The organism is Microbacterium sp. TNHR37B, assembly GCF_001620065.1.
In the GTDB taxonomy this organism is placed as follows: Bacteria; Actinomycetota; Actinomycetes; order Actinomycetales; family Microbacteriaceae; genus Microbacterium.
Genome location: NZ_LQGV01000001.1, coordinates 491,063 through 512,962, shown reverse-complemented (window position 1 = coordinate 512,962; position 21,900 = coordinate 491,063). Strand labels below are relative to the sequence as shown.

The following is a 21,900-nucleotide window of genomic DNA, read 5'->3' as shown; positions in this document are numbered from 1 at the left end:
GGGCGGAGCGCCGACCGTGACCGTGCTCCGCCCTCCCGCCATCGATCGTCAGAAGAGGACGACGACCTTCGCGGCGTTGCTGGTCGACCCGGCCGACACGCTCGGGTCCTTCGGTACATACACCGCCGTGAAGGTGTGCGTGCCGCGACTGAGCTTCCCGAGAGTGAAGGTGGCCACTCCCCGTCGCACGGTCGCGGTTCCGACGACCGTCGTCCCCTCGCGGAACTCGACGGTGCCCTCCGGCGTCCCCTCCGCCTGGCCGACCAGGGCGACGAGCGTCGTCGGCAGGAACCGGTTGATGTGGAGCGGCAGAACGGGAACGAGCGTCGTCGACGTCTCCTGCGCTGTCACTCCGGCCTCGATCGTGATCGGGACGCGCACCACGGTGCCCGATGGCGACACGGTCAGGGTGAGCACCGCCTGCCCCGCCGCCTGTCCCGCCGGCACCGTGACCGAGACGGTCGCGCTGCCGCCCGCCACGGCACTCTCGCCGAGGGCGGCGTCACCGAGAGCGACACTCAGAGAGGTGTTCTCCGGGGCACCACGGCTGGTCATGTTCAGCCCGCTGACCTCCAAAGAGATCTCCTCACCGGCTGTCACCGTCTCCGGCACCCCGGTCACCTCCACCGCGTGCTTGGCATAGTCCGGCGCAAGCGGCGAGTTGTCCGCGATGTAGTCCATCCACGCCTCGTAGTCGAGGAGACCGGTGTCGACGTAGTTCATTCCCTCGGTGAAGATGCGGAAGTTGTCTCCACCGGTCGCCAGGAAGGAGAAGGTGCCGATGCGGTACTCGGCCTGCGGATCGAGCGGCTCGCCGTCAATTGTCACCGACGTGATGCGGTCGCCCTCCGGACGGTCCGCGTCATAGGTGTAGGCGACGTTGTCGGAGAGCCCCAGCTGCAGGTACGGCCGCTGGGGGACAGAACCGTCGGCCGCCCGCTGCCACTGCTGTTCGAGCAGCGTCGTGAACTGCTCACCCGTCAGGCTCACCAGCGCGAGCGTGTTGTTGAAGGGCAGCACCGCGTTCGCCTGCGAGAAGGAGACCGTCCCGTCCGCCATTCCCGGGATCGCCGTCGCCCCGAACTCCGCCTGCGTGTCCCACAGGTCTGCGCGGAGGCCGCCGGGGTTCGTGACGCCGATCTGCGCGCCCTGCGGCAGTGTCGACAGCGAGTCGCGGAGCATGTTGGCCACCGTGTTGCCGAGCGCCGACTCCGACGCCCGGTCGTCGCGCGTTCCGCCGGTCCACACGCCGTCGACGAACGATCCCCCCGCGAACGCAGTGGTGATGTCGCCGGACACCTCTCCGACGGCCGTGTTCCCGATCTCGGCGGCCGCCGCGAGCGCGTCCTTCACGATCGCGTCGACCTCCGCGACGCGCGGGTAGGTGGCGATGAGGTCTGCCGCCGCAGTGGTGGTGCGCTTCACGAGCTGCTCGGTGTGCGCAGCGACGTTGCCGCTCTCCCCGTCCACCGTCAGGACGATCTGACCGATGTTCGTTCCGTAGGAGCCCGTCTGGACGACGGGACGCGTGCGGTCGGTGCCGGGGATGGGCGCCGACCACGCGTACTCCTTGTGCGTGTGGCCCGTGAAGATGGCGTCGACCTCGGGGGAGGTATCCGAGACGAGAGCGGCGAACGGCCCGCCCGCCGCGCGCTCCTCATCGAGGGTGGACCCGTCGGGCGTTCCCGCCCCGGCGCCCTCGTGGTACAGCGCGACGATCACGTCGGCCTCCCCATTGGCGGTGTCGCCGTCGGAGAGTTGGGCAGCGACCCGGTTGACCGCTTCGATCGGGTCTCCGAACTCCAGCGCCTCGATCCCGGCGGGGGAGACGAGGGTAGGTGTCTCCTCGGTGACGGCACCGATGACCCCGACCGTCAGGCCCCCGGCATCGAGCAGGGCGTACTCCGGAAGCGCCGGGGTGTCCGTGCCGGCCAGATACACGTTGGCTCCCAGCTGCGGATACTCGGAGGCGTCGGTCACCCGCCCGGCCAGGTCGTCCCAGCCGCGGTCGAACTCATGGTTTCCGACGGCCGAGGCCTGGAGGCCGAGCGCGTTCAGCACATCGATGGTGGGACGGTCCTGAGCCACCGAGGAGGCGAAGAGCGAGGCCCCGATGTTGTCACCGGCGGACAGGAACAGCGTGGGCCCGTTCGCCTGTGCCCGCAGCTCCTCCACCGTTCCGGCGAAGGCGACCGTGTTGTTGTCGATCCGGCCGTGGAAGTCGTTGATGCCGAGGAGCGTCAGCTCCGTGTCCGACTGCTCGGCGGACAGGCCTACGATCACCGGGTCGTGGTCGCTGGAGCGGTACACGTCGTCCGCGTAGAACTCCGTCCCGTGGCTGCGGAAGCGGCTGTACTCGAGCGCGACGGACTCTCCCGAGTTGATGTTCCACACATCGGCACCCGACGCGCGCCCCAGCGCCGCCTCGTTGAGCAGCACGTGATCCAGCGACCCGGACAGGCCGGAGAAGACGTAGGACGAGGAGTCGACGTCGAAGTGCGTGGCGGCGTCGGTGTAACCGGCGTCGTACAGCACCTGCAGCGGGTCTTCCTTGCCGTACGAGTTGAAGTCGCCGACCAGCGCAACAGCCGAGACGTCTCCCTGGATCTCGCCGACCCAGTCGCGCAGCGCCGTGGCCTGGCGGACCCGGGACTCGTTCGACTCGCCCTGACCGTCGCCGGCGTCGACGTCGCCGGGCCAGGGGCCCACCGAGCTCTTCGACTTGAAGTGGTTCACGACGAACAGGAGCGGCGCCCCGCCATCGACCGGCTCGAACACCTGGCCGATGGGCTCACGGGCGTTGACGAAGGCCTGGCCCGCGCCACTCTGATCCCCGAGGGCACGGGAGGCGCCCACCGGCGCCACCGCGGCACGCTGGTAGATGATCGCGTTGGTGATGACGTCCTGCTCGCTGGCCGGAGGAAGCTCGCTCGAGGACGGGACGAATGCCCACCGCTCCTCGCCCGCGGCCGCGTTGAGCGCAGTGACGAGCGTCGCGGTGGCCTCGTCGGTCTCTTCGCCCAGGGCCGCCGAGTTCTCGATCTCCATGAGACCGACCACGTCGGCGTCGAGCGCGTTGATCGCGGTGACGATCTTGTCCTGCTGGCGCTGCAGGTCGTCGGCGTCCCACGCCCCGCGCTGGGCGCATCCCTCGCGCACCGTGACACCGTCGCCGAAGCGATCGCGGTAGGGCACGCACGACGCGTTCTCCGTACCGAGCGTCGTGAAGTAGTTGAGGACGTTGAACGACGCGACGGTGACGTCGCCGCCCACCGCGGCAGGTGCCGACGTGCGGGGATCCTCGAACACGACGCCGTCGGAGCCGGACCCGTCGCCGGCCAGAGGCTCGGTGGGATTGAGCTTCCACGTGTTGTTGCGGTAATCGACGATCACCGGCTCCGTGAAGGTGACCGATGCCCCGACGACGATCGGCTCGGCGAGGGAGACGTACGCCGGGGTCAGTGACGAGTTCGCCGAGGAGAGGTAGTTGATGCTCGTGCCATCGTCGAGGACGACGCCGCGCGCCGCATTGTCCTCGGCGACCGCTGCCGCCTCGTCGCTGCCGGGGCGGGCGACGTCGGTGGGCTGACGCAGGGGAGTGGTCCCGGAGGCGAGGCCCACTTCGCCGTATTGGTTGGTCGCGTAGGTGTTGCTGACCGTGAAGTCTCCGGTCGGTGCGATCAGCATGGACTCGAGGGCCTCACGCTGCGCCGCGCTCGTGGGCCACGTGACCGACGCGGGGACGGGCGCTTCGGCATCGGCGACCACGCGCGCGTCGCCGGGGGCGACCGTGATCTCGGTCAGCCCGTTCCACTCCGACACGACGCCGGTGATTTCCACCGTGTCACCGAGTGCCACCTCGCCGGTGGCACCGGGGGCGTAGACGAAGACCGCATCGGAGGCCGTGTGCGTGGTGAGGTCGAGCTCGCCCCCGGTCCCCGGCGTCTGCACGACATAGCCGTCGTAGCCCCCGGTCGGATAGTGCGCCGTCACGACGCCCGTCGTCGTCACGGTGGTGCCGGCGACGGGGGAGGTGTCACCCTCGCCCTGGATCTCGGCGATGCTCAACGTCGGCACCGGCTCCGGCTCACTCGGGGTCTCCGTGGGGGTCGGCGAGGGAGTCGCTGTCGGGCTGGGCGATGGCGAGGGACCGTCGGAGTCCAGGCCCTCCGGCGTCGGAGCCCCGGTCCGGAAGTCAGCCGCGTTGTCGGCGGTGTTGGCGGCGCCATCGATCCGCGCGATGCTCGTCGCGTTCGTCGTGGCAGGAGCCGGCGCCGATCCTGCGAAGTGAGTCGCACCGCCCCAGCCCACGAGGTCGATCACGTCGTCACGCGCGGCGATGCCGGTCGCGCCGGACAGCGCGGTGGTGGAGGAGACCAGCGCGACCTTGCCCTGGCTCCCGCTCATCGGGATCGAGCCCTCGACGTCCGCCTCGAACGACGGCAGCGACCGGTTCTCCCCGAACGCCTGGCCGACGAGCAGGTTCTGCCCCGCGGGGACGTTCACACCGGCGAGGGGCGTCACCTGCCATGACGACCCGGTCGCGGACGCGTACTGGATGCTCCACCCGTCGAGGTCGACCGCGTCGGCTGACGTGTTGACCAGTTCCACGAAGTCCCGGTTGAAAGCGGCTCCGTTGTTGCCGCCACCCCCGTAGACCTCGGAGATCACCACCGGGGCATCAGGCCCGACAGCCGCCTGGGCGGCGGTGGGGGCGAGGGCGAGCCCAGCCAGCGACAAGGCTGCCGTCATCACGACGGCGACCCCTCGGCGAGCGGGACGATGGGCGTGCGGGCTGAGTGCTGCGTGCGTCACGACGTCTCCTGGAGGCGGTCCGCGCGCGGGAGGAGGATCGCGCAGCCATCGGCCGCCAAACTGAGCATTGTTGGGGTTCGCAGCCCGCGACAAGTGTCAAATCGGTTAACTCTTTCTCATGTACCCGTTTGCTGGCGTGTCCCGATGGTGCTCGGGTAGGGTCCGGCGCACCGACGTCGTGCCCGCGGTCGGCGGTGCGGTTCGCCGGTAGACTGCTCGGGACATGTCACCGCGCGCCCTGAAGCCTCTCGAGCCGTCTGCGACCCCTCCAGAGCTGATCCGCAACTTCTGCATCATCGCCCACATCGATCACGGGAAGTCGACGCTTGCCGACCGCATGCTGCAGATCACCGGCGTCGTCTCCGACCGCGACATGCGGGCGCAGTACCTCGATCGGATGGACATCGAGCGCGAGCGAGGGATCACCATCAAGTCCCAGGCCGTACGCATGCCGTGGGCCTCGGGAGATGCCACCTTCGCGCTCAACATGATCGACACGCCCGGACACGTCGACTTCACCTACGAGGTCTCGCGCAGTCTCGCGGCCTGCGAAGGAGCGATCCTGCTCGTCGATGCGGCGCAGGGCATCGAGGCGCAGACCCTCGCCAACCTCTATCTGGCGTTGGAGAACGACCTCCACATCATCCCGGTGCTCAACAAGATCGACCTCCCCGCCGCCGACCCCGAGAAGTTCGCGGCCGAGCTCGCCGGGCTCATCGGTGGCGACCCCGACGATGTTCTCCGGGTGAGTGGCAAGACCGGGCACGGCGTGGAGGAGCTCCTCGACCGGATCGTCGAGCGCATTCCGGCTCCCACGGGAGATCCCACCGCCCCGGCGCGAGCAATGATCTTCGACTCCGTCTACGACTCGTACCGCGGGGTCGTGACCTACGTCCGGATGGTCGACGGGAAGCTCGAGCCGCGCGAGCGCATCCAGATGATGTCGAGCAAGGCCACCCACGAGCTGCTCGAGATCGGTGTCTCCAGCCCGGAGCCCGTACCGACCAAGGGGCTCGGGATCGGAGAGGTCGGCTACCTCATCACCGGCGTGAAGGATGTGCGTCAGTCCAAGGTCGGCGACACCGTCACCAACCATCGCAAGCCCGCGACGGTGCCACTCTCCGGCTACACCGACCCGAAGCCCATGGTGTTCTCGGGCATCTATCCGATCGATGGCAGCGACTACGCCGACCTTCGCGAGGCCCTCGACAAGCTGAAGCTCTCCGATGCGTCGCTGCAGTACGAGCCGGAGACCTCCGTGGCGCTCGGATTCGGTTTCCGGTGCGGTTTCCTGGGCCTCCTGCACCTCGAGATCATCACCGAGCGCCTGTCGCGCGAGTTCGGCCTGGACCTCATCACGACAGCTCCGTCGGTGACGTACGAGGTCACCACCGACACGGGGGAGACGGTGACGGTCACCAACCCCAGCGAGTACCCCGACGGGCGCGTGGCCTCGGTGTCCGAACCGGTCGTGAAGGTCGGCATCCTCCTTCCGAAGGACTACGTCGGCACCGTGATGGAGCTCTGCCAGTCGCGACGCGGCACTCTCCTGGGCATGGATTACCTCAGCGAAGACCGCGTCGAGCTCCGCTACAACATGCCTCTCGGCGAGATCGTCTTCGATTTCTTCGATCAGCTCAAGTCGCGGACGCAGGGATACGCGAGCTTGGACTACGAGCCGGCAGGCTCGCAGACCGCGGACCTCGTCAAGGTCGACATCCTGCTGCAGGGCGAGAAGGTCGATGCCTTCAGCTCGATCGTCCACCGCGAGAAGGCGTACTCCTACGGCACGATGATGACCGAGCGGCTGCGCAAGCTGATTCCCCGGCAACAGTTCGAAGTGCCCATCCAAGCCGCGATCGGCGCACGGATCATCGCGCGTGAGAACATCCGCGCCATCCGCAAGGACGTGCTGGCCAAGTGCTACGGCGGTGACATCACCCGCAAGCGCAAGCTCCTCGAGAAGCAGAAGGAGGGCAAGAAGCGCATGAAGATGGTCGGCCGGGTCGAGGTTCCGCAGGAGGCGTTCATCGCCGCCCTGTCCGGTGACGTCGAAGGCAAGGACAAGAAGTAGGCGATACACAGCGAGGATAGGGTGGTCGAATGCGTCGCGGGAGCTTCCAGGAAGGCACGGTGGACTACGCCGCTGTCGGGGCCACCCAGGCCGCCGACCTGATGGGCTATCCGCCCGAGAAGAGCATCCCCGCCGAAGCGAGCTGGCGCATCGGCAGCGGCGAAGCGCGGTTCACGACGTCGGCGGACACCCTGCTGTCCTGGGCACCGTTGCGCGGAGCCGGCTTGCGGGTCAGCGACGTCCGCCCCGCATCGGGACCCATGTATTCGGGAGTCAGTTTCGATGCCGAAGGGGCCCCGGTGGCCCCGAGCCGGCTGGAGGCGGACCAGCGCTTCGACGCGGACGGCACGCCCTACGTCGGCGCCGGCACGACGATCCGCGTGCACGGCCGGGTCAAAGGCCTTCGGGCCGACGCGCAGTTGCGGGTGATCTCCGTCACCGAGGAACCGCGGCGCGTGGGATACGCCCTCGGAACGGTCGACGGCTCCGTCGTCAGCGGCGAGGAGTCGTTCGCCGTCGACTGGCGCGACAACGACGAGGTGTGGTTCACGGTGCGCGCCTTCGACCGCCCCGTCGCCGCGGTCTACCGGCTCCTCCCACCGCTCGTGCGTCGCCGACGCCGAGAACTGTTCCAGGGATACCTGCGCGCGGTCTCGCCGTTGTTCGCCTCACCGAGCTGATGGGATCCGCACTTCCCCTCGGCGACCCCGCTCCCTCCGACGGCGCTCTGCCCGATGATCTGGCGGCCGATCCCGGCACACCCTTCAGCGTCTACCTGCACGTCCCTTTCTGCCGGGTCCGGTGCGGGTACTGCGACTTCAACACCTACACGGCCACCGAGCTGCGCGGCGCGCGTCAGGACACCTACGCCGACGAGGTGAGACGCGAGATCGACCTGTCCGTCGGCGTGCTGTCGGCGCGCGGGGCACTCCGCCCCGCTTCCACGGTCTTCTTCGGGGGCGGCACCCCTACCCTCCTTCCCCCCGGTGACCTCGCCCGGATGCTCGACGGAGTCCGATCGTCCTTCGGCCTCACCCCCCAGGCTGAGATCACGGTGGAGGCGAACCCCGACACCCTTGATCAGGCGGTGGCGGACCGGCTCGCCGAGGCGGGCGTCACGCGGGTCTCGATCGGCATGCAGTCCGCCGTTGCGCACGTCCTCGCCGCGCTCGATCGCACCCACGATCCCGCGAACGTCGCCGCTGCTGTCCACGCGGCCCGGGAGGCGGGACTCGCCGTGAGCCTCGATCTCATCTACGGAGCGCCGGGGGAGAGCGAAGCCGACTGGCAGCAGTCTCTGGACACCGCGATCGCGCTGTCGCCCGATCATGTCTCGGCCTATGCGCTCATCATCGAAGAGGGAACCAAACTCGCGCGGCAGATCCGCCGAGGCGAGGTCGCGGAGCCCGATGACGATCTGCAGGCGGCGATGTACGAGGCGGCCGACACGGCACTGGCCGGGGCGGGGTACACCTGGTACGAGGTGTCGAACTGGGCACGTCGGCCGGACGATCGGTCGCGGCACAATCTCGCGTACTGGCGAGGGGACGACTGGTGGGGCTACGGACCCGGTGCGCACAGCCACATCGCGGGCCTGCGCTGGTGGAACGTCAAGCACCCCGCCGCCTACGCGCAGCGGCTCGCCGCGGGACAGTCGCCGGCCGCAGGGCGGGAGCGCCCGGACGAGGAGTCTCGCGAGCTGGAGAGCGTGCTCCTGCGCACCCGCATCGCCGAGGGCTTCCCGATCGACGAGCTCGCGGCACCGTCGCGTCCCGCCGTCGCCGGGCTCATCGCCGACGGCCTGGTCGACGGGGCGGCGGCGGTGCGCGGTCGCATCGTGCTGACCCTGCGTGGTCGGCTACTGGCCGACGCTGTCGTGCGCGCCCTCACCTCATGAGCCCGGCGACCGACGATCGGGGCTGCGCGCGCTAGAATTGGCACTCACACGTCGGGAGTGCCAGCGAGGAGGGGTCATGGTTTCGGAACGCGGTCTCCAGGTCCTCCGCGCCATCGTCCAGGACTACGTCGACACCCACGAGCCGGTGGGGAGTAAATCGATCGTCGATCGCCATCAGTTCGGCGTCTCCGCCGCGACCATCCGCAACGACATGGCGCTGCTGGAGGACGAGGAGCTGATCGTGGCTCCCCATACGTCCTCCGGACGGGTCCCCACCGACAAGGGCTACCGGGTCTTCGTCGACCACCTCGCCGAGCTCCGTCCGCTCACGTCCGCGCAGCGCGCGGCCATCTCGTCGTTCCTCGACGGCACCGTCGATCTCGACGACCTGCTCGTGCGCACCGTCCGATCGCTGACGCAGCTGACCGGGCAGGTGGCGATCGTCCAGTATCCGTCGTTCGCCCGCGCCAATGTCTCCCACGTCGAGTTCGTCCACTTGGGCGCGACTCGGATCGTCGTCATCGTCGTGACCGACACCGGCCGTGTGTCCCAGCGCCTCGCTTTCCTCGCCGAAGAGCTCGACGAGGCGGAGGTCGCCCGGGTCAAGGTCGCCATCGCCGACCTCGTCACGGGGCGGAGCGTCCGGGACGGCACCCAGGCGCTCAGCGAGTTCCTCTCGCGACCGGCCGGCGCCACCCGCATCGATCGTGCGGTGCACACCGTCGCCGGCATCGTGGCGGAAGAGCTCGAGGAGTTCCGCCAGGACCGGCTCGTCATGGCCGGGAGCGCGACGCTGGCGCGACGGGAATCCGATTTCCGAGGCAGTATCTACCCGCTCTTGGAGGCGATCGAGGAGCAGGTGACGCTCCTCCGTCTCATGGGCGAGATGGTCGCCGACGAGCAGGGTCTCGCGGCGAGCATCGGGCGGGAGAACGAGCCCTTCGGGCTTCCCGAAGCCTCCGTCATCGCGGGCGACTACGACGCGACCGGAACCCGTGCGCGGGTGGGTCTGCTCGGACCCACGCGCATGGACTACCCCACCAACCTCGCGGCGGTCCGCGCCGTCGCGCACTATCTGAGCCGGCTGTTGGACGAGGACGAGAAGTCCCGGTGACGCCGTCGACGGCAGACCGCGCCCTGAGCGGCGGGAAAGGCGATTGTGGCTGACCACTACGAGGTGCTCGGAGTGTCGCGAGAGGCGACGCCCGACGAGATCAAGAAGGCGTACCGTCGCTTGGCGCGCGAGCTCCACCCCGACGTCAATCCGGGCGAGGACGCGGCGGAGAAGTTCAAGCTCGTCACGCACGCCTACGACGTGCTGAGCGACCCTGAGCAACGCCAGCGGTATGACCTCGGCGGTGACAACAACCCGTTCGGCGGGGGCGCCGGGGGATTCGGCGGGTTCGGCGACGTGTTCGAGGCGTTCTTCGGCGGCGGGGGAGCCCGGGCCGGACGCCCCCGCTCGCGGCGCGAGCGCGGTCAGGACGCCCTCGTGCGCGTGACCCTCGATCTCGGCGACGTCGTCTTCGGCGCCCACCGCGACGTGGAGGTCGACACCGCCGTGCTGTGCGAGACCTGCCAGGGGTCGTGCTGCCAGCCGGGCACCCAGCCGGTCACGTGCGACATCTGCCATGGTTCGGGTCAGGTCCAGCGGACGGTACGGAGCCTCCTCGGCAACGTCGTCACCTCCCAGCCCTGCACGACCTGCCAGGGGTACGGCACCACGATTCCCTACCCGTGCGGGACGTGCGCCGGCCAGGGACGCGTCCGCGCGCGTCGCACCGTCTCGGTCGACATCCCCGCCGGCGTCGAGACCGGCCTCCGTCTGCAGTTGCCCGGATCGGGCGAAGTGGGTCCCGCGGGAGGACCCAACGGCGACCTCTATCTGGAGGTCACCGTCACGCCTCACGAGGTGTTCAGCCGGGAGGGCGACGACCTGTTGGCGACGCTCGAGGTGTCCATGCCCGACGCCATCCTCGGAACCACGACGACGATCGAATCGCTGGACGGTCCCGTCGAGCTCGAGATCAAGCCCGGAGCACAGTCGGGCGAGGTCCTGACGACGCGGGGACGAGGGATCACGCCGTTGCGCGGCGGTCAGCGCGGCGACCTCCGCGTCGGTATCCACGTGGTCACACCGACACGCCTGGATGCACGCGAACGAGCCCTGATCGAGGAGTTCGCCAAGAAGACCAAGGCCCCCGGGCCGCGGCTGGCGGAGTTCCATCAGGGGCTCTTCTCGAAGCTGCGCGACCGCTTCCGCAACGGCTGATCCGTGGCACTGCATTTCCTCCTCGACGACCGGGATCTCTCGACAGCCGCGACGGGCGACGTCGTGACATTCGGGGGAGCCGAGGCGCACCACGCGGCGACGGTGCGTCGCGTTCGCCCCGGGGAAGAGGTCACCCTCGGGGAGGGCGCCGGTTCGTGGGTCGAGGCGGTCGTGGAGACGGCGTCCGCACGCGAGGTCTCGGTGCGCGTGCGCTCGGTCCGCCATGAGGAACGCCCGGCGCCCCGCGTCACCCTGGTGCAGGCGCTGGCCAAGGGAGACCGCGACGAGCTCGCCATCCAGGCGGCGACCGAGCTCGGCGTCGACCGGATCATCCCGTGGCAGGCCGCCCGAAGCGTCTCCCGGTGGGAGGCCGCCAAGCGCGACCGCGGCGTCGCACGGTGGCAGTCCATCGTCCGCGAAGCGGCCAAGCAGGCCCATCGCGCATGGGTGCCGCGCGTGGAGGCACCCCTCTCGACGGTCGAGCTCCTCTCGCTCGCTCCGGCGGCACTGGTGCTCGAGCCCACCGCGCAGACGGCGCTCAGCGCGTGGGGGCCCGCCGCTGCGGAGGACATCGTGCTCGTCGTAGGCCCCGAGGGGGGCATCGCACCCGACGAGCTGCAGCGACTGGACGAGGCGGGGGCCACGCTCGTGCGGCTCGGATCGACCATCCTGCGTACCTCGACCGCAGGCCCCGCAGCCCTCGCTCTGCTGAACGGACGACTCGGCCGCTGGTGAGCGCCTCCTCCGCTCGCGCCACCGCGGATAGACTCGTGAGCATGAGTGAGCCGTCGATCTTCACGCGCATCCTCGAGGGTGAGGTCCCGTCGGAGATCATCGCCGAGACCGAGAACGCCTTCGCCATCCGTGACATCGCCCCGCAGGCTCCCGTCCATCTCCTGGTGATCCCCAAGTCGGCGGAGTACCGCAACGTGGTGGAGCTGGCGGCGGGCGATCCGGCGCTCCTCGCCGAGATGATCGGGTTGGCGAACTCGCTCGCGAGCGAACACGCCGGCGGGGACTTCCGCCTCATCTTCAACACCGGCCCGGCCGCGGGGCAGACCGTCTTCCACGTCCACGCACACGTGTTGGCGGGCGACCTCGACGAAGGGAGCCTCGGTGGCTGACGCCCCCGAACCGACCGTCGCGCAGATCCACGCCGACGGCGTCGCCATGGTGCAGCTGCTCGGCCCGCAGGATCGGCTGCTGCGCGTCGTCGAGCGGGAACACCCCGACGTCCTCGTCCACGTGCGTGGGAACGAGATCACCCTCTCCGGCGCGGCCGACGACGTGGCGGCCGCCCGCGCGCTCGTCGAGGAGCTCATCGCCATGGCGCGTGCCGGGCAGGGTCTCGACCCCGCCGACGTCAGCGCCTCCAGCCGCATGATGCGGGCCGATACGGCAACGCGTCCGTCCGAAGTGCTCGGCGAGCCGATCCTCAGTTCGCGCGGTCGTGTCATCCGGCCGAAGACGCTCGGGCAGAAGGCGTACGTCGACGCGATCGAGGAGAACACGATCGTCTTCGGCATCGGCCCCGCCGGCACCGGAAAGACCTACCTCGCCATGGCGAAGGCCGTCCAGGCCCTCCAGCGCAAAGAGGTCAGCCGGATCATCCTGAGCAGGCCGGCGATCGAAGCGGGCGAACGGCTCGGGTTCCTCCCGGGCAGTCTCACCGACAAGATCGATCCGTACCTGCGCCCGCTCTACGACGCGCTCAACGAGATGCTCGATCCGGAGCTGGTTCCCAAGCTCATGGCGTCCGGCACCATCGAGGTCGCCCCTCTCGCCTACATGCGCGGACGCACGCTCAACGATTCGTTCGTCGTGCTCGACGAGGCCCAGAACACGACCCCCGAGCAGATGAAGATGTTCCTCACCCGCCTCGGCTTCGGAACCCGCATGGTCGTCACCGGCGACATCACCCAGATCGACCTCCCGCAGGGCGCGTCGGGGCTGCGTCTGGTCACTCGCGTCCTGAAGGACATCGACGACATCCACTTCAGCTACCTCACGAGCGACGACGTCGTCCGTCACACGCTGGTCGGCCGGATCGTCGATGCGTACACCGAGTACGACGAGCAGCGACTCGCCTCGCGTCGCGAACGCGAGGAGGCGGCCGAGTTCGCCAACCGGGCCGAGCGCCGCAAGGCCCACGACCCCCGTGACCCCCGCCGCGCAAAGGGACCGCGCGACCACTTCCCCCCGCGAGGACGCTCATGACGATCGAGATCACCAACGAGTCCGGTGCCGCCGTGGACGAGACCGTCCTTCTGCGGCTGATGGAGAACAACCTCGCGGAGCTCCACGTCAGCCCCGACGCCGACGTCGCCATCCTCCTGGTCGACGAGGGCGCGATGGAGGCCCTCCATGTGCAGTGGATGGACGAGCCCGGGCCGACGGACGTCCTGAGCTTTCCCATGGACGAACTGCGCCCCGGCACGGAGGAACAGCCGACGCCCGCCGGCCTCCTGGGAGACATCGTGCTCTGCCCACAGGTCGCCGAGACGCAGGCCGAGGCGGCGGGACACACGACTCTCGATGAGCTGATCCTGTTGACCACCCACGGCCTCCTCCACCTCCTGGGCTTCGACCATGCCGAGCCGGAGGAGGAGCGTGAGATGTTCGGACTCCAGCGTGAGCTGATTGCCGCGTTCCACGCCTCCGAGCGTCGACGACGCGCATGACGGAGGCGCTGCTTCTCGTCGCCGCCGTCCTGCTGGTCGGTCTCGGCGGGCTCATGGCGGCACTCGATGCCGCCCTCGGCGTCACCTCCCGGCTCGATATCGCCGAGCTCTCCCTGACGGGACGCAACGGATCGGCGCTCCAGCGCATCGCGGCCGACCCCGAGGCACACGGCAACGCCGTGGTCTTCATCCGCATCCTGGCCGAGACCACCGCGGCCGTGCTCGTGACCGCCGCCTTCACGCTCCTGTTCGACAACATCTGGTGGGCGATGCTGGCTGCGGCCGTCCTCATGAGCGCGGTGTCGTTCGTGCTCGTGGGAGCCAGCCCCCGAAGCTTCGGACGCCAACATGCCAAGGGCATGCTGCGCGGCTTCGCTCCGATCGTCCGCGCCGCGCGCATCCTCCTCGGGCCGCTTGCCCACCTCCTGGTCATCGTCGGCAACCGCGTCACACCCGGTGTCGCGCGCGGCACGTCGTTCGCGTCGGAGGAGCAGCTGCTGAGCATGGTCGACGAGGCCGCCTCGCAAGACCTGATCGAGGAGGATGACCGCGACCTCATCCACTCGGTGTTCGAGTTCACCGATACGTTCGTGCGCGCGGTCATGGTGCCGCGCACCGACATGGTGACCATGGACGCGGCCGCGACGACGCAGGAGGCGATGCAGCTCTTCCTCGACAAGGGCGTCTCGCGCATCCCCGTCGCCGACGACGACGCAGACGACATCGTCGGCGTCGTGTACCTCAAGGATTTGGTGCATTTCGCCTATCGCGACGAGACCGCCTGGCGCCAGGCTCCCGTGAGCCGTATCGCCCGTCCGGCCGTCTTCGTGCCGGAGTCGATGAAGGCGGAGACCCTGCTCCAGCAGATGAAGCGTGACGCGGTGCACGTCTGCCTCGTCGTCGACGAGTACGGGGGAGTGTCAGGCCTGGTGACGCTGGAGGACCTCATCGAGGAGCTCGTCGGCGAGATCGCCGACGAGTACGACCCGCGCTCGTCCGAAGTGGTCGATCTGGGCGACGGGCGCTACCGCGTCAGCACGCGTCTCGGGCTGGACGAGGTCGGGGAGCTGTTCGGCATCGACCTGGAAGACGACGATGTCGACTCCATCGGCGGGCTCCTCGGCAAGCTGCTGGGGCGCGTGCCGCTACCGGGGTCCACCGCAGAGCACGACGGTCTCCTCATCACCGGCGGAACATCCCTCGGGCGAGGGCGGGGACTGGCCACGGTCTTCGTCGAGCGCAGCCCCGCCCTCGAGGCACTTCAGAAGGCGTCCGCGCGTGACGCCGGAGACACCGAACCCGCTCAGGAGGACTCGTGAGCACGCCGCCCGCCACCCCGTTCCGTTCCGGCTTCGTCACGTTCGTCGGGCGCCCGAACGTCGGCAAGTCGACACTGACGAACGCTCTCGTGGGCGAGAAGGTCGCGATCACCTCGGACAAGCCGCAGACCACGCGCCGGGCCATCCGGGGGATCCTGACGCGCCCGGGCGGGCAGATCGTCATCGTCGACACGCCGGGCATCCACAAGCCCCGCACTCTTCTCGGGCAGCGGCTCAACGATCTGGTCGAACAGGTCCTGGGCGACGTCGACGTGATCGGCTTCCTGGTCCCCGCCACCGAGAAGGTGGGTCCGGGTGACCGACGCATCGCTGCCTCCCTCGACGGGTATCCACGGGCCGCAAAAGTTGCGATCGTCACGAAGGTCGATGTGGCCGGCCGCGACGAGGTGACCGAGCGTCTCATGGAGGTGGACAGCCTGCGCGAGGACTGGGCAGCCGTCATCCCGCTCTCCGCGGTCACCGACGTTCAGCTGGATGTACTCGCCGACGAGGTCCTGCGCCTTCTGCCGGAAGGACCGGCCCTCTACCCGGATGACGTCGTGACCGACGAGTCGCTCGAGGATCGGATCGCCGAGATCATCCGCGAGGCGGCTCTGGAAGGCGTGCGTGACGAACTGCCGCACTCGATCGCGGTCACCATCGAGGAGATCTCCCGACGCGAGGAGGGGGAGCTCACCGATGTCTTCGCCAACGTCGTGGTCGAGCGCGACAGCCAGAAGGCCATCATCATCGGTCACCGGGGTTCCCGCCTCCGCGACGTGGGCGCCCGCGCGCGAGCGCAGATCGAGCCGCTCGTCGGAACCAAGGTCTTCCTGAAACTCCACGTGCGTGTCGCCAAGGAATGGCAGCGGGACCCGAAACACCTGGGACGGCTGGGGTTCTGAGGTGGCCCGGCAATGGATCGCCCACCGACCCGGAGGCCCCGAGACGTGGACGTTCGAGGCGGTGGATCCGGCTCCGCCCGCGCCCGGTGAGGTGACCATCCGCGTGCGCGCGGCCGGCGTCAATCCGGCCGACGTCAAGCACGTGCTGCATCCGCGCCGCGGAGTGACCTTCCCTGTGCCGATCGGATACGAGGTCTCGGGGGAGCTCGTCGCTGTCGGAGACGGCGCGGTTCTCGCTTCGGGCGAGCCTGCCACCGTGGGCGACGAGGTCCTGGCCTTCCGTGTACAGGGCGGATACGCCACCGAGATCACCGTGGCGTCGCAGAAGGTCCTGCGAAAGCCCGGAGCCCTCTCGCACGCCGAGGCCGCCAATCTCCTCCTCGCCGGCACGACCGCCGCGGAGATGCTCGCGGTCGTCGAGGCATCCCGAGGCGAGACGATCCTCCTGCACGGAGCATCCGGGGCGGTGGGCGTCGCCGTCGTCCAGCTGGCCCGACGACAGGGGCTGCGGGTCATCGGCACGGCGTCTCCGGCCTCCTTCGACCGGGTGACACGCTTCGGCGCAGAGGCCGTCGCCTACGGGGACGGCCTCCTGGCTCGCCTGCGCGACCTCGCCGGAGAGGCACCCTTCGCCGCCGCCTTGGACGCCGTCGGAACCGACGAGGCCGTCGAGGTCTCCGAGACACTCGTCCACGACCGCCGCCGCATCGTCACCATCGCGGCTCCGGACCGGGCGCACGCCGACGGGTTGCGGTGGATCGCCGGCGCCCTTCCCGATAGCGCACGATTCCGCGACGCCGCTCGCGGCGGGCTCGTCGACCTCGCCGCCTCCGGTGCGCTCATCGTGCCCGTTGCGCGGACCTATCCGCTCGCCGCGGCGCCAGAAGCCCTCCGCGAGCTCGCGACCGGGCATCCCGGAGGAAAGATCGCGCTCCTGACCTGAGAGCAGGAGCCCACCCCCCGCTGCGGAGCCTCAGCGCGACGACCTCGGCTTCTCACGGCGTAGCGATCTCCTGCAGCGCGGAGCGGACGACGACCTTCCGCGCACCGAACTCACCGTCCGCGGCGTCCTGCCACGTGCCGTCGTCCCACACGACATCCAGCCACACCCAGCCGTCCCGCTCCTGCGCACCGAGGAACGACTCGCCCACGCGGCCACTCACCTCGCGGGAGATCGCTTCCGCCTCGGCCGCTGTCGCCTCACCGCGCACGCCTCCGGTGGGGTCGACCGGGGGCAGGGGGTCATACAGCGCGAGCATGATCGGAGGTTGGGTGACCGTGAGACCGGCGCCGTCGTACGTGCCCCGCACCGCGTAGGCACCCCAGGTCGTTCCCCCTGTCGTCGTGCTTCCGTCGACCCCGTCCCAGTCCCAGCCCATCAACGGTATCCCCTCGCACTGCGGGGGAGCGGACTCCCTGACGGCGCCCAGGCACAACGACACGGTCGAGCCGTCGTCGAGGACCGTCCCCTGTGCGCGGACCTCGCCCTCCGGGAGCCCGGGCCGGGCATCGCTCCACCCGACGTCGGGGGAGGATCCGGCCGGCGACGCCGGAGCCGCGCACGCGGCGAGCGGCAGGACGACCAGGGTGAGAGTGGCGACGACGACGGCTCCGCGACGATTCATACCTCCCGAGTGTCGCCGCCGGTGGTTTCGTCTCAGGCGGAGGTGCCGCGGACAGAAGCGGTGCCCGGGTCCCGCCGAGCGGAAGCGATCGGGTGTAGGGTGACTTTCATGCGCGCGGGCGTTCTCCTTCTTCTTAGCCGCCGCGACGAGACCTCGTAACAGGGCCCTCCTCGTCGCGGAGATCGTCGTCGGCCCGTTTCCTCCGCGAAGAGAAGAAGCGACACCATCATGCAGAACAACCAGCAACCGTCGACCATGCCGATCTCGAAGTATCGGCCCTTCCACGAGCAGATCCGCGTCGATCTGCCCGACCGCACCTGGCCCGACAAGCGCATCGAAAAGGCTCCACGCTGGTGCGCGGTCGACCTGCGCGACGGCAACCAGGCACTGATCGACCCGATGAGCCCCGAGCGCAAGCGGATCATGTTCGAGCTGCTCGTGCAGATGGGGTACAAGGAGATCGAGGTCGGATTCCCCAGCGCGAGCCAGACCGACTTCGACTTCGTCCGCCAGCTCATCGAGGACGACCTGATCCCCGCCGACGTGACCATCCAGGTTCTCACGCAGGCGCGCGAACACCTGATCGAGCGCACGTATGAGGCGATCGCGGGCGCGCGGCAGGCCATCGTGCATCTGTACAACTCGACGAGCGTGCTGCAGCGGGAGGTGGTCTTCCGCACCGATCGTCAGGGCATCATCGACATCGCTCTGGAAGGCGCTCGTCTGTGCCGGAAGTTCGAAACCCGTATCCCCGAGACGAAGGTCTACTACGAGTACTCGCCGGAGTCGTACACCGGCACCGAGCTCGAGTTCGCCGTTGACGTGTGTAATCAGGTGCTCGAGGTCTTCGAGCCCACCCCGGATCGGAAGGTCATCATCAACCTTCCGGCCACCGTCGAGATGGCAACGCCCAACGTCTACGCCGACTCCATCGAATGGATGAGCCGGCACCTCCATCACCGGGAGAACGTGATCCTCTCCCTGCACCCGCACAACGACCGTGGCACGGCGATCGCAGCCGCGGAGCTCGGATACCTCGCCGGCGCCGACCGGATCGAGGGCTGCCTCTTCGGCAACGGAGAGCGCACCGGAAACGTCGACCTGGTGGCGCTCGGTATCAACATGTTCACGCAGGGCATCGATCCGCAGATCGACTTCAGCGACATCGACCACGTCAAGCGCACCGCTGAGTACTGCAACCAGCTTCCCGTGCACGAGCGCAGCCCGTGGGCGGGCGACCTCGTCTTCACCGCGTTCAGCGGCTCGCACCAGGACGCGATAAAGAAGGGCTTCGAGTCGATGGCGGCGCGGGCGGAGGAGACCGGCGTGTCCGTCGACGACATCGAGTGGGCGGTCCCGTATCTGCCCGTCGATCCCAAGGACCTCGGCCGCTCCTACGAAGCGGTGATCCGGGTGAACTCGCAATCCGGCAAGGGCGGCGTCGCCTACTTGTTGAAGAGCGACCACTCGCTCGACCTACCGCGAAAGCTCCAGATCGAGTTCTCCGGCGTGGTGCAGGCCAAGACCGACGCGGAAGGCGGCGAAGTCTCCAGCCGTCAGATCTGGGACATCTTCACCGACGAGTATCTCCCCGCCTCCGACGACGACGCGAAATGGGGCCGGTTCGAGCTGCTGTCCACCCGGACCGAGAGCGACATGTCCGGCGAGGTGACCTTGGAGGTCTCCCTCCGCGACGGCGAGGAAGAGATCGCCACCTCCGGTGTGGGCAACGGCCCGGTCTCGGCCTTCCTCGAGGTGGTCCGGGCGCAGGGCTTCGACATCACGTTGTACGACTACGTCGAGCACACCCTGAGTGCCGGCGGCGACGCCCAGGCCGCCGCGTACGTCGAGCTGCAGGTCGATGGCGAGCGCCTGTGGGGCGTGGGGATCGATGGAGACATCTCGACGGCGTCGTTGAAGGCGATCGTGTCGGCGGTCAACCGCGCGATCCGCACGCGCTCGGAGTCCGGCGTCCTCAGCGCGGTCTGACTTCCCGACGGCGTCGTCGCGGTCGCGCTACCGGTCAGGACCGGATGATCGGGATCGCCGACGTCTCCAGCGCCACCTTGCGGCGGTGGAGTGCGCGCTGCTCGGGAAGTGAGATGTCGAAGAGGACCGCCAGGAGACGGATCACCGTCGTGACCACCACGCACGTGATCGCCGCCGCCACGAGCGGCGCGCCCAGGCCGTGAGTGGCCGCCAGGACGGCACAACCGACACCGGCGGCCACGGCGTACAGCGATCCCACGTGCATGATCGCCACGGGGAGCCCCATGAAGACGTCGCGGAGGATGCCCCCGCCGACAGCCGCGCAGACCCCGACGAAGACCGCGGGAACGGCCGGGAGTCCGATCGCGAGTGCCTTGGCCGTGCCGAAAGCGCCGAACAATCCGATCACTAGGGCGTCGAGCGCCACGATCACGCCGTTCAGACGCTGGAAGACGTTGGCGAGCAGCATCCCGATCAGCGAGGCGGCGCCCGCCGTGATGAGATACCAGTTGCTCTGCATCGTCGCCAGTTCGACGTTGAGCAGAAGGTCTCGGATCAGACCTCCTCCCATCCCCATCACGATCCCGATGATCGTCACGCCCAGCAGGTCGAGACGACGCTGCCCCACGAACCCGGAAGCGAAGAGGGCCCCCTGCACGCCGCCGAGGCCCACGGCGAGGAGGTCGGCCCACAGGGGGATCACGAAGAGCGGCTCTGTCACGCCTCTATTGTCGCCGGTCGCCCTCATAATCGTGGGGTGCGAGAGAATCGATAGATGCCGACTTACCGCGACGAGGTCGTGGTCCTGCGCACCCACAAACTCGGTGAGGCGGACCGCATCCTCACCCTCCTGAGTCGCCGGCACGGCAAGGTCCGCGCCGTGGCGAAGGGTGTTCGGCGCACGTCCTCGCGCTTCGGCGCCCGGCTGGAGCCATTCATGGTGGCCGATGTGCAGCTGTACCGCGGCCGCACCCTCGATGTGGTGCAGCAGGCTTCGTCGATCGGCGCCTATGGAGCCGACATCGCGGCCCACTACGACCGCTACACCGCCGCCCACGCCATGGTGGAAGCGGCCGACCGGCTCAACGAAGCCGAGGCCACGGCGCAGCAGTATCTGCTCCTCGTCGGGGGCCTTCGCGCCCTGGCACGCGGCGACCACGCGCCCCGGTCCGTTCTGGACTCGTATCTCCTGCGTGTCATGGCCCTCTCGGGCTGGGCGCCGGCGCTCAGCGAGTGTGCCCGGTGCTCCGCGGCGGGACCTCAGGAATGGTTCGTCGCGCAACTGGGCGGCACCGTCTGCAGCGCCTGTGCACCGACAGGGGCCGCACGGCTCCAGCCCGAGACGAGTTCTCTCCTGCGTGCCTTGATGGCAGGAGAGTGGGACATCGTCGACGCCGCTACGGACGGTGCCACCGCTGCCGCTTCCGGTCTCGTCGCCGCCTACGCGCAGTGGCACCTCGAGCGGGGGATCCGCTCCCTCTCCCACATGGAACAGCACCGATGACGCCCAAGCCCTACACGCACCGCGACGCCGTCCCCTACCGTCCGCTCGACTGGACCGGCCAGTATCCGCCCGACTTCCGCGCGGGCAGCGTCCCCGGACATGTCGCGATCGTCATGGACGGCAACGGGAGGTGGGCCAACCGTCGAGGCCTCACGCGGATCGAGGGGCACCGTGCGGGTGAGGAGGTGCTCCTCGATGTCGTCGCCGGTGCCGTCCAGGCCGGGGTCCGGCACTTGAGCGTGTATGCGTTCTCCACGGAGAACTGGAACCGCTCGCCCGACGAGGTCCGGTTCCTCATGGGCTACAACCGTGACGTCCTCCACCGCCGCCGCGATCAGCTCAACGAATGGGGAGTGCGCGTGCGGTGGGCCGGTCGCAAGCCCCGGCTGTGGGGATCCGTCATCAAGGAGCTGCAGTTCGCCGAGCGGCTGACGGCGGACAACGATGTGCTCACCCTCACGATGTGCGTCAACTACGGCGGTCGCGTCGAGCTCGTCGACGCGATGCGTGCGATCGCCACGGAGGTCGCTGCCGGGAGGCTGGCACCGCGGGCGATCACCGAGAAGACCATCCGCCGGCACCTGTACGTCCCCGACATGCCCGATGTCGACCTGTTCATCCGTTCGTCGGGGGAGCAGCGCACCTCGAACTTCCTGCTCTGGGAGTCCGCCTACGCGGAGATGGTCTTCCTCGATCGGTTGTGGCCGGACTTCTCCCGCACCGACCTCTGGGATGCGATGGCGACCTACGCGAACCGCGACCGGCGGTTCGGCGGGGCGGTCGACCGACCGAACGCGGCGAGCGACGCCGGAGTCTGAT

18 protein-coding genes are annotated in these 21,900 nt (G+C 69.1%); 15 read left to right on the top strand and 3 right to left on the bottom strand.

Going from position 1 to position 21,900, the window contains the following annotated elements:
* Positions 1-48: 48 nt before the first annotated feature.
* Positions 49-4,752 carry an ExeM/NucH family extracellular endonuclease gene (locus tag AVP41_RS02460; protein WP_067162707.1) on the bottom strand — a complete coding sequence of 1,568 codons (4,704 nt, stop codon included), beginning with the start codon at positions 4,750-4,752 and terminating at the stop codon, positions 49-51.
* Positions 4,753-5,038: 286 nt separating this feature from the next.
* Between AVP41_RS02460 and lepA the strand changes: the two genes are divergently transcribed.
* From lepA to AVP41_RS02400, 12 genes are all read left to right on the top strand, one after another.
* Positions 5,039-6,889 (top strand): translation elongation factor 4, encoded by a 1,851-nt coding sequence (lepA, locus tag AVP41_RS02455; RefSeq protein ID WP_067160266.1) that lies wholly within the window; start codon positions 5,039-5,041, stop codon positions 6,887-6,889.
* Between the two features lie 29 nt (positions 6,890-6,918).
* Positions 6,919-7,569: a DUF1990 family protein gene (locus tag AVP41_RS02450; RefSeq protein ID WP_067160263.1), complete on the top strand. Its 651-nt coding sequence runs from the start codon at positions 6,919-6,921 to the stop codon at positions 7,567-7,569.
* Complete coding sequence (gene hemW / locus AVP41_RS02445; RefSeq protein WP_067160260.1) at positions 7,569-8,786, top strand: radical SAM family heme chaperone HemW; 1,218 nt, start codon at positions 7,569-7,571, stop codon at positions 8,784-8,786. Before AVP41_RS02450 ends, hemW begins: the two co-directional genes overlap by 1 nt.
* A 76-nt stretch (positions 8,787-8,862) precedes the next feature.
* Positions 8,863-9,900 carry a heat-inducible transcriptional repressor HrcA gene (hrcA, locus tag AVP41_RS02440; protein WP_067160257.1) on the top strand — a complete coding sequence of 346 codons (1,038 nt, stop codon included), beginning with the start codon at positions 8,863-8,865 and terminating at the stop codon, positions 9,898-9,900.
* Positions 9,901-9,945: 45 nt separating this feature from the next.
* A complete protein-coding gene (gene dnaJ / locus AVP41_RS02435) occupies positions 9,946-11,058 on the top strand; it encodes a molecular chaperone DnaJ (RefSeq protein WP_067160254.1) in 1,113 nt (370 codons plus the stop codon).
* A gap of 3 nt (positions 11,059-11,061) precedes the next feature.
* Entirely contained in the window at positions 11,062-11,793 is a 732-nt protein-coding gene (locus AVP41_RS02430) for a 16S rRNA (uracil(1498)-N(3))-methyltransferase (protein ID WP_067160251.1), read from the top strand.
* 41 nt (positions 11,794-11,834) lie between these two features.
* Positions 11,835-12,182 carry an HIT domain-containing protein gene (locus tag AVP41_RS02425; RefSeq protein WP_067160248.1) on the top strand — a complete coding sequence of 116 codons (348 nt, stop codon included), beginning with the start codon at positions 11,835-11,837 and terminating at the stop codon, positions 12,180-12,182.
* Between the two features lie 46 nt (positions 12,183-12,228).
* The gene (locus AVP41_RS02420) at positions 12,229-13,275 is read left to right on the top strand and encodes a PhoH family protein (RefSeq protein WP_082829079.1); all 1,047 of its coding nucleotides are present in this window, start codon (positions 12,229-12,231) and stop codon (positions 13,273-13,275) included.
* A complete protein-coding gene (gene ybeY, locus AVP41_RS02415; protein WP_067160242.1) occupies positions 13,272-13,739 on the top strand; it encodes an rRNA maturation RNase YbeY in 468 nt (155 codons plus the stop codon). The genes AVP41_RS02420 and ybeY overlap by 4 nt, the downstream gene beginning before the upstream one ends.
* Positions 13,736-15,058 (top strand): hemolysin family protein, encoded by a 1,323-nt coding sequence (locus tag AVP41_RS02410; protein ID WP_067160239.1) that lies wholly within the window; start codon positions 13,736-13,738, stop codon positions 15,056-15,058. Before ybeY ends, AVP41_RS02410 begins: the two co-directional genes overlap by 4 nt.
* Complete coding sequence (gene era, locus AVP41_RS02405; RefSeq protein WP_067160236.1) at positions 15,055-15,963, top strand: GTPase Era; 909 nt, start codon at positions 15,055-15,057, stop codon at positions 15,961-15,963. Before AVP41_RS02410 ends, era begins: the two co-directional genes overlap by 4 nt.
* A gap of 1 nt (position 15,964) precedes the next feature.
* A complete protein-coding gene (locus AVP41_RS02400; protein WP_067160233.1) occupies positions 15,965-16,906 on the top strand; it encodes a quinone oxidoreductase family protein in 942 nt (313 codons plus the stop codon).
* A gap of 52 nt (positions 16,907-16,958) precedes the next feature.
* Here the strand turns inward: AVP41_RS02400 and AVP41_RS02395 are convergent, their stop codons facing one another.
* Complete coding sequence (locus tag AVP41_RS02395) at positions 16,959-17,588, bottom strand: hypothetical protein (RefSeq protein WP_067160230.1); 630 nt, start codon at positions 17,586-17,588, stop codon at positions 16,959-16,961.
* A gap of 228 nt (positions 17,589-17,816) precedes the next feature.
* On the opposite strand from AVP41_RS02395, the gene leuA reads away from it, so the two are divergent.
* Positions 17,817-19,577, top strand: coding sequence for a 2-isopropylmalate synthase (leuA, locus tag AVP41_RS02390; RefSeq protein ID WP_067160227.1), 1,761 nt, complete (start codon positions 17,817-17,819; stop codon positions 19,575-19,577).
* Between the two features lie 34 nt (positions 19,578-19,611).
* Here leuA and AVP41_RS02385 read toward each other — a convergent pair whose 3' ends face one another.
* Positions 19,612-20,298, bottom strand: a complete 687-nt coding sequence (locus AVP41_RS02385) for a trimeric intracellular cation channel family protein (RefSeq protein ID WP_067160224.1) — start codon at positions 20,296-20,298, stop codon at positions 19,612-19,614.
* A 54-nt stretch (positions 20,299-20,352) separates the two neighbouring features.
* Between AVP41_RS02385 and recO the strand changes: the two genes are divergently transcribed.
* Both recO and AVP41_RS02375 read left to right on the top strand, forming a co-directional pair.
* Positions 20,353-21,081, top strand: coding sequence for a DNA repair protein RecO (recO, locus tag AVP41_RS02380; RefSeq protein WP_067160221.1), 729 nt, complete (start codon positions 20,353-20,355; stop codon positions 21,079-21,081).
* On the top strand, positions 21,078-21,899 hold the full coding sequence (locus AVP41_RS02375) for an isoprenyl transferase (RefSeq protein WP_067160217.1): 822 nt from the start codon (positions 21,078-21,080) through the stop codon (positions 21,897-21,899). The genes recO and AVP41_RS02375 overlap by 4 nt, the downstream gene beginning before the upstream one ends.
* Position 21,900 lies beyond the last annotated feature (1 nt).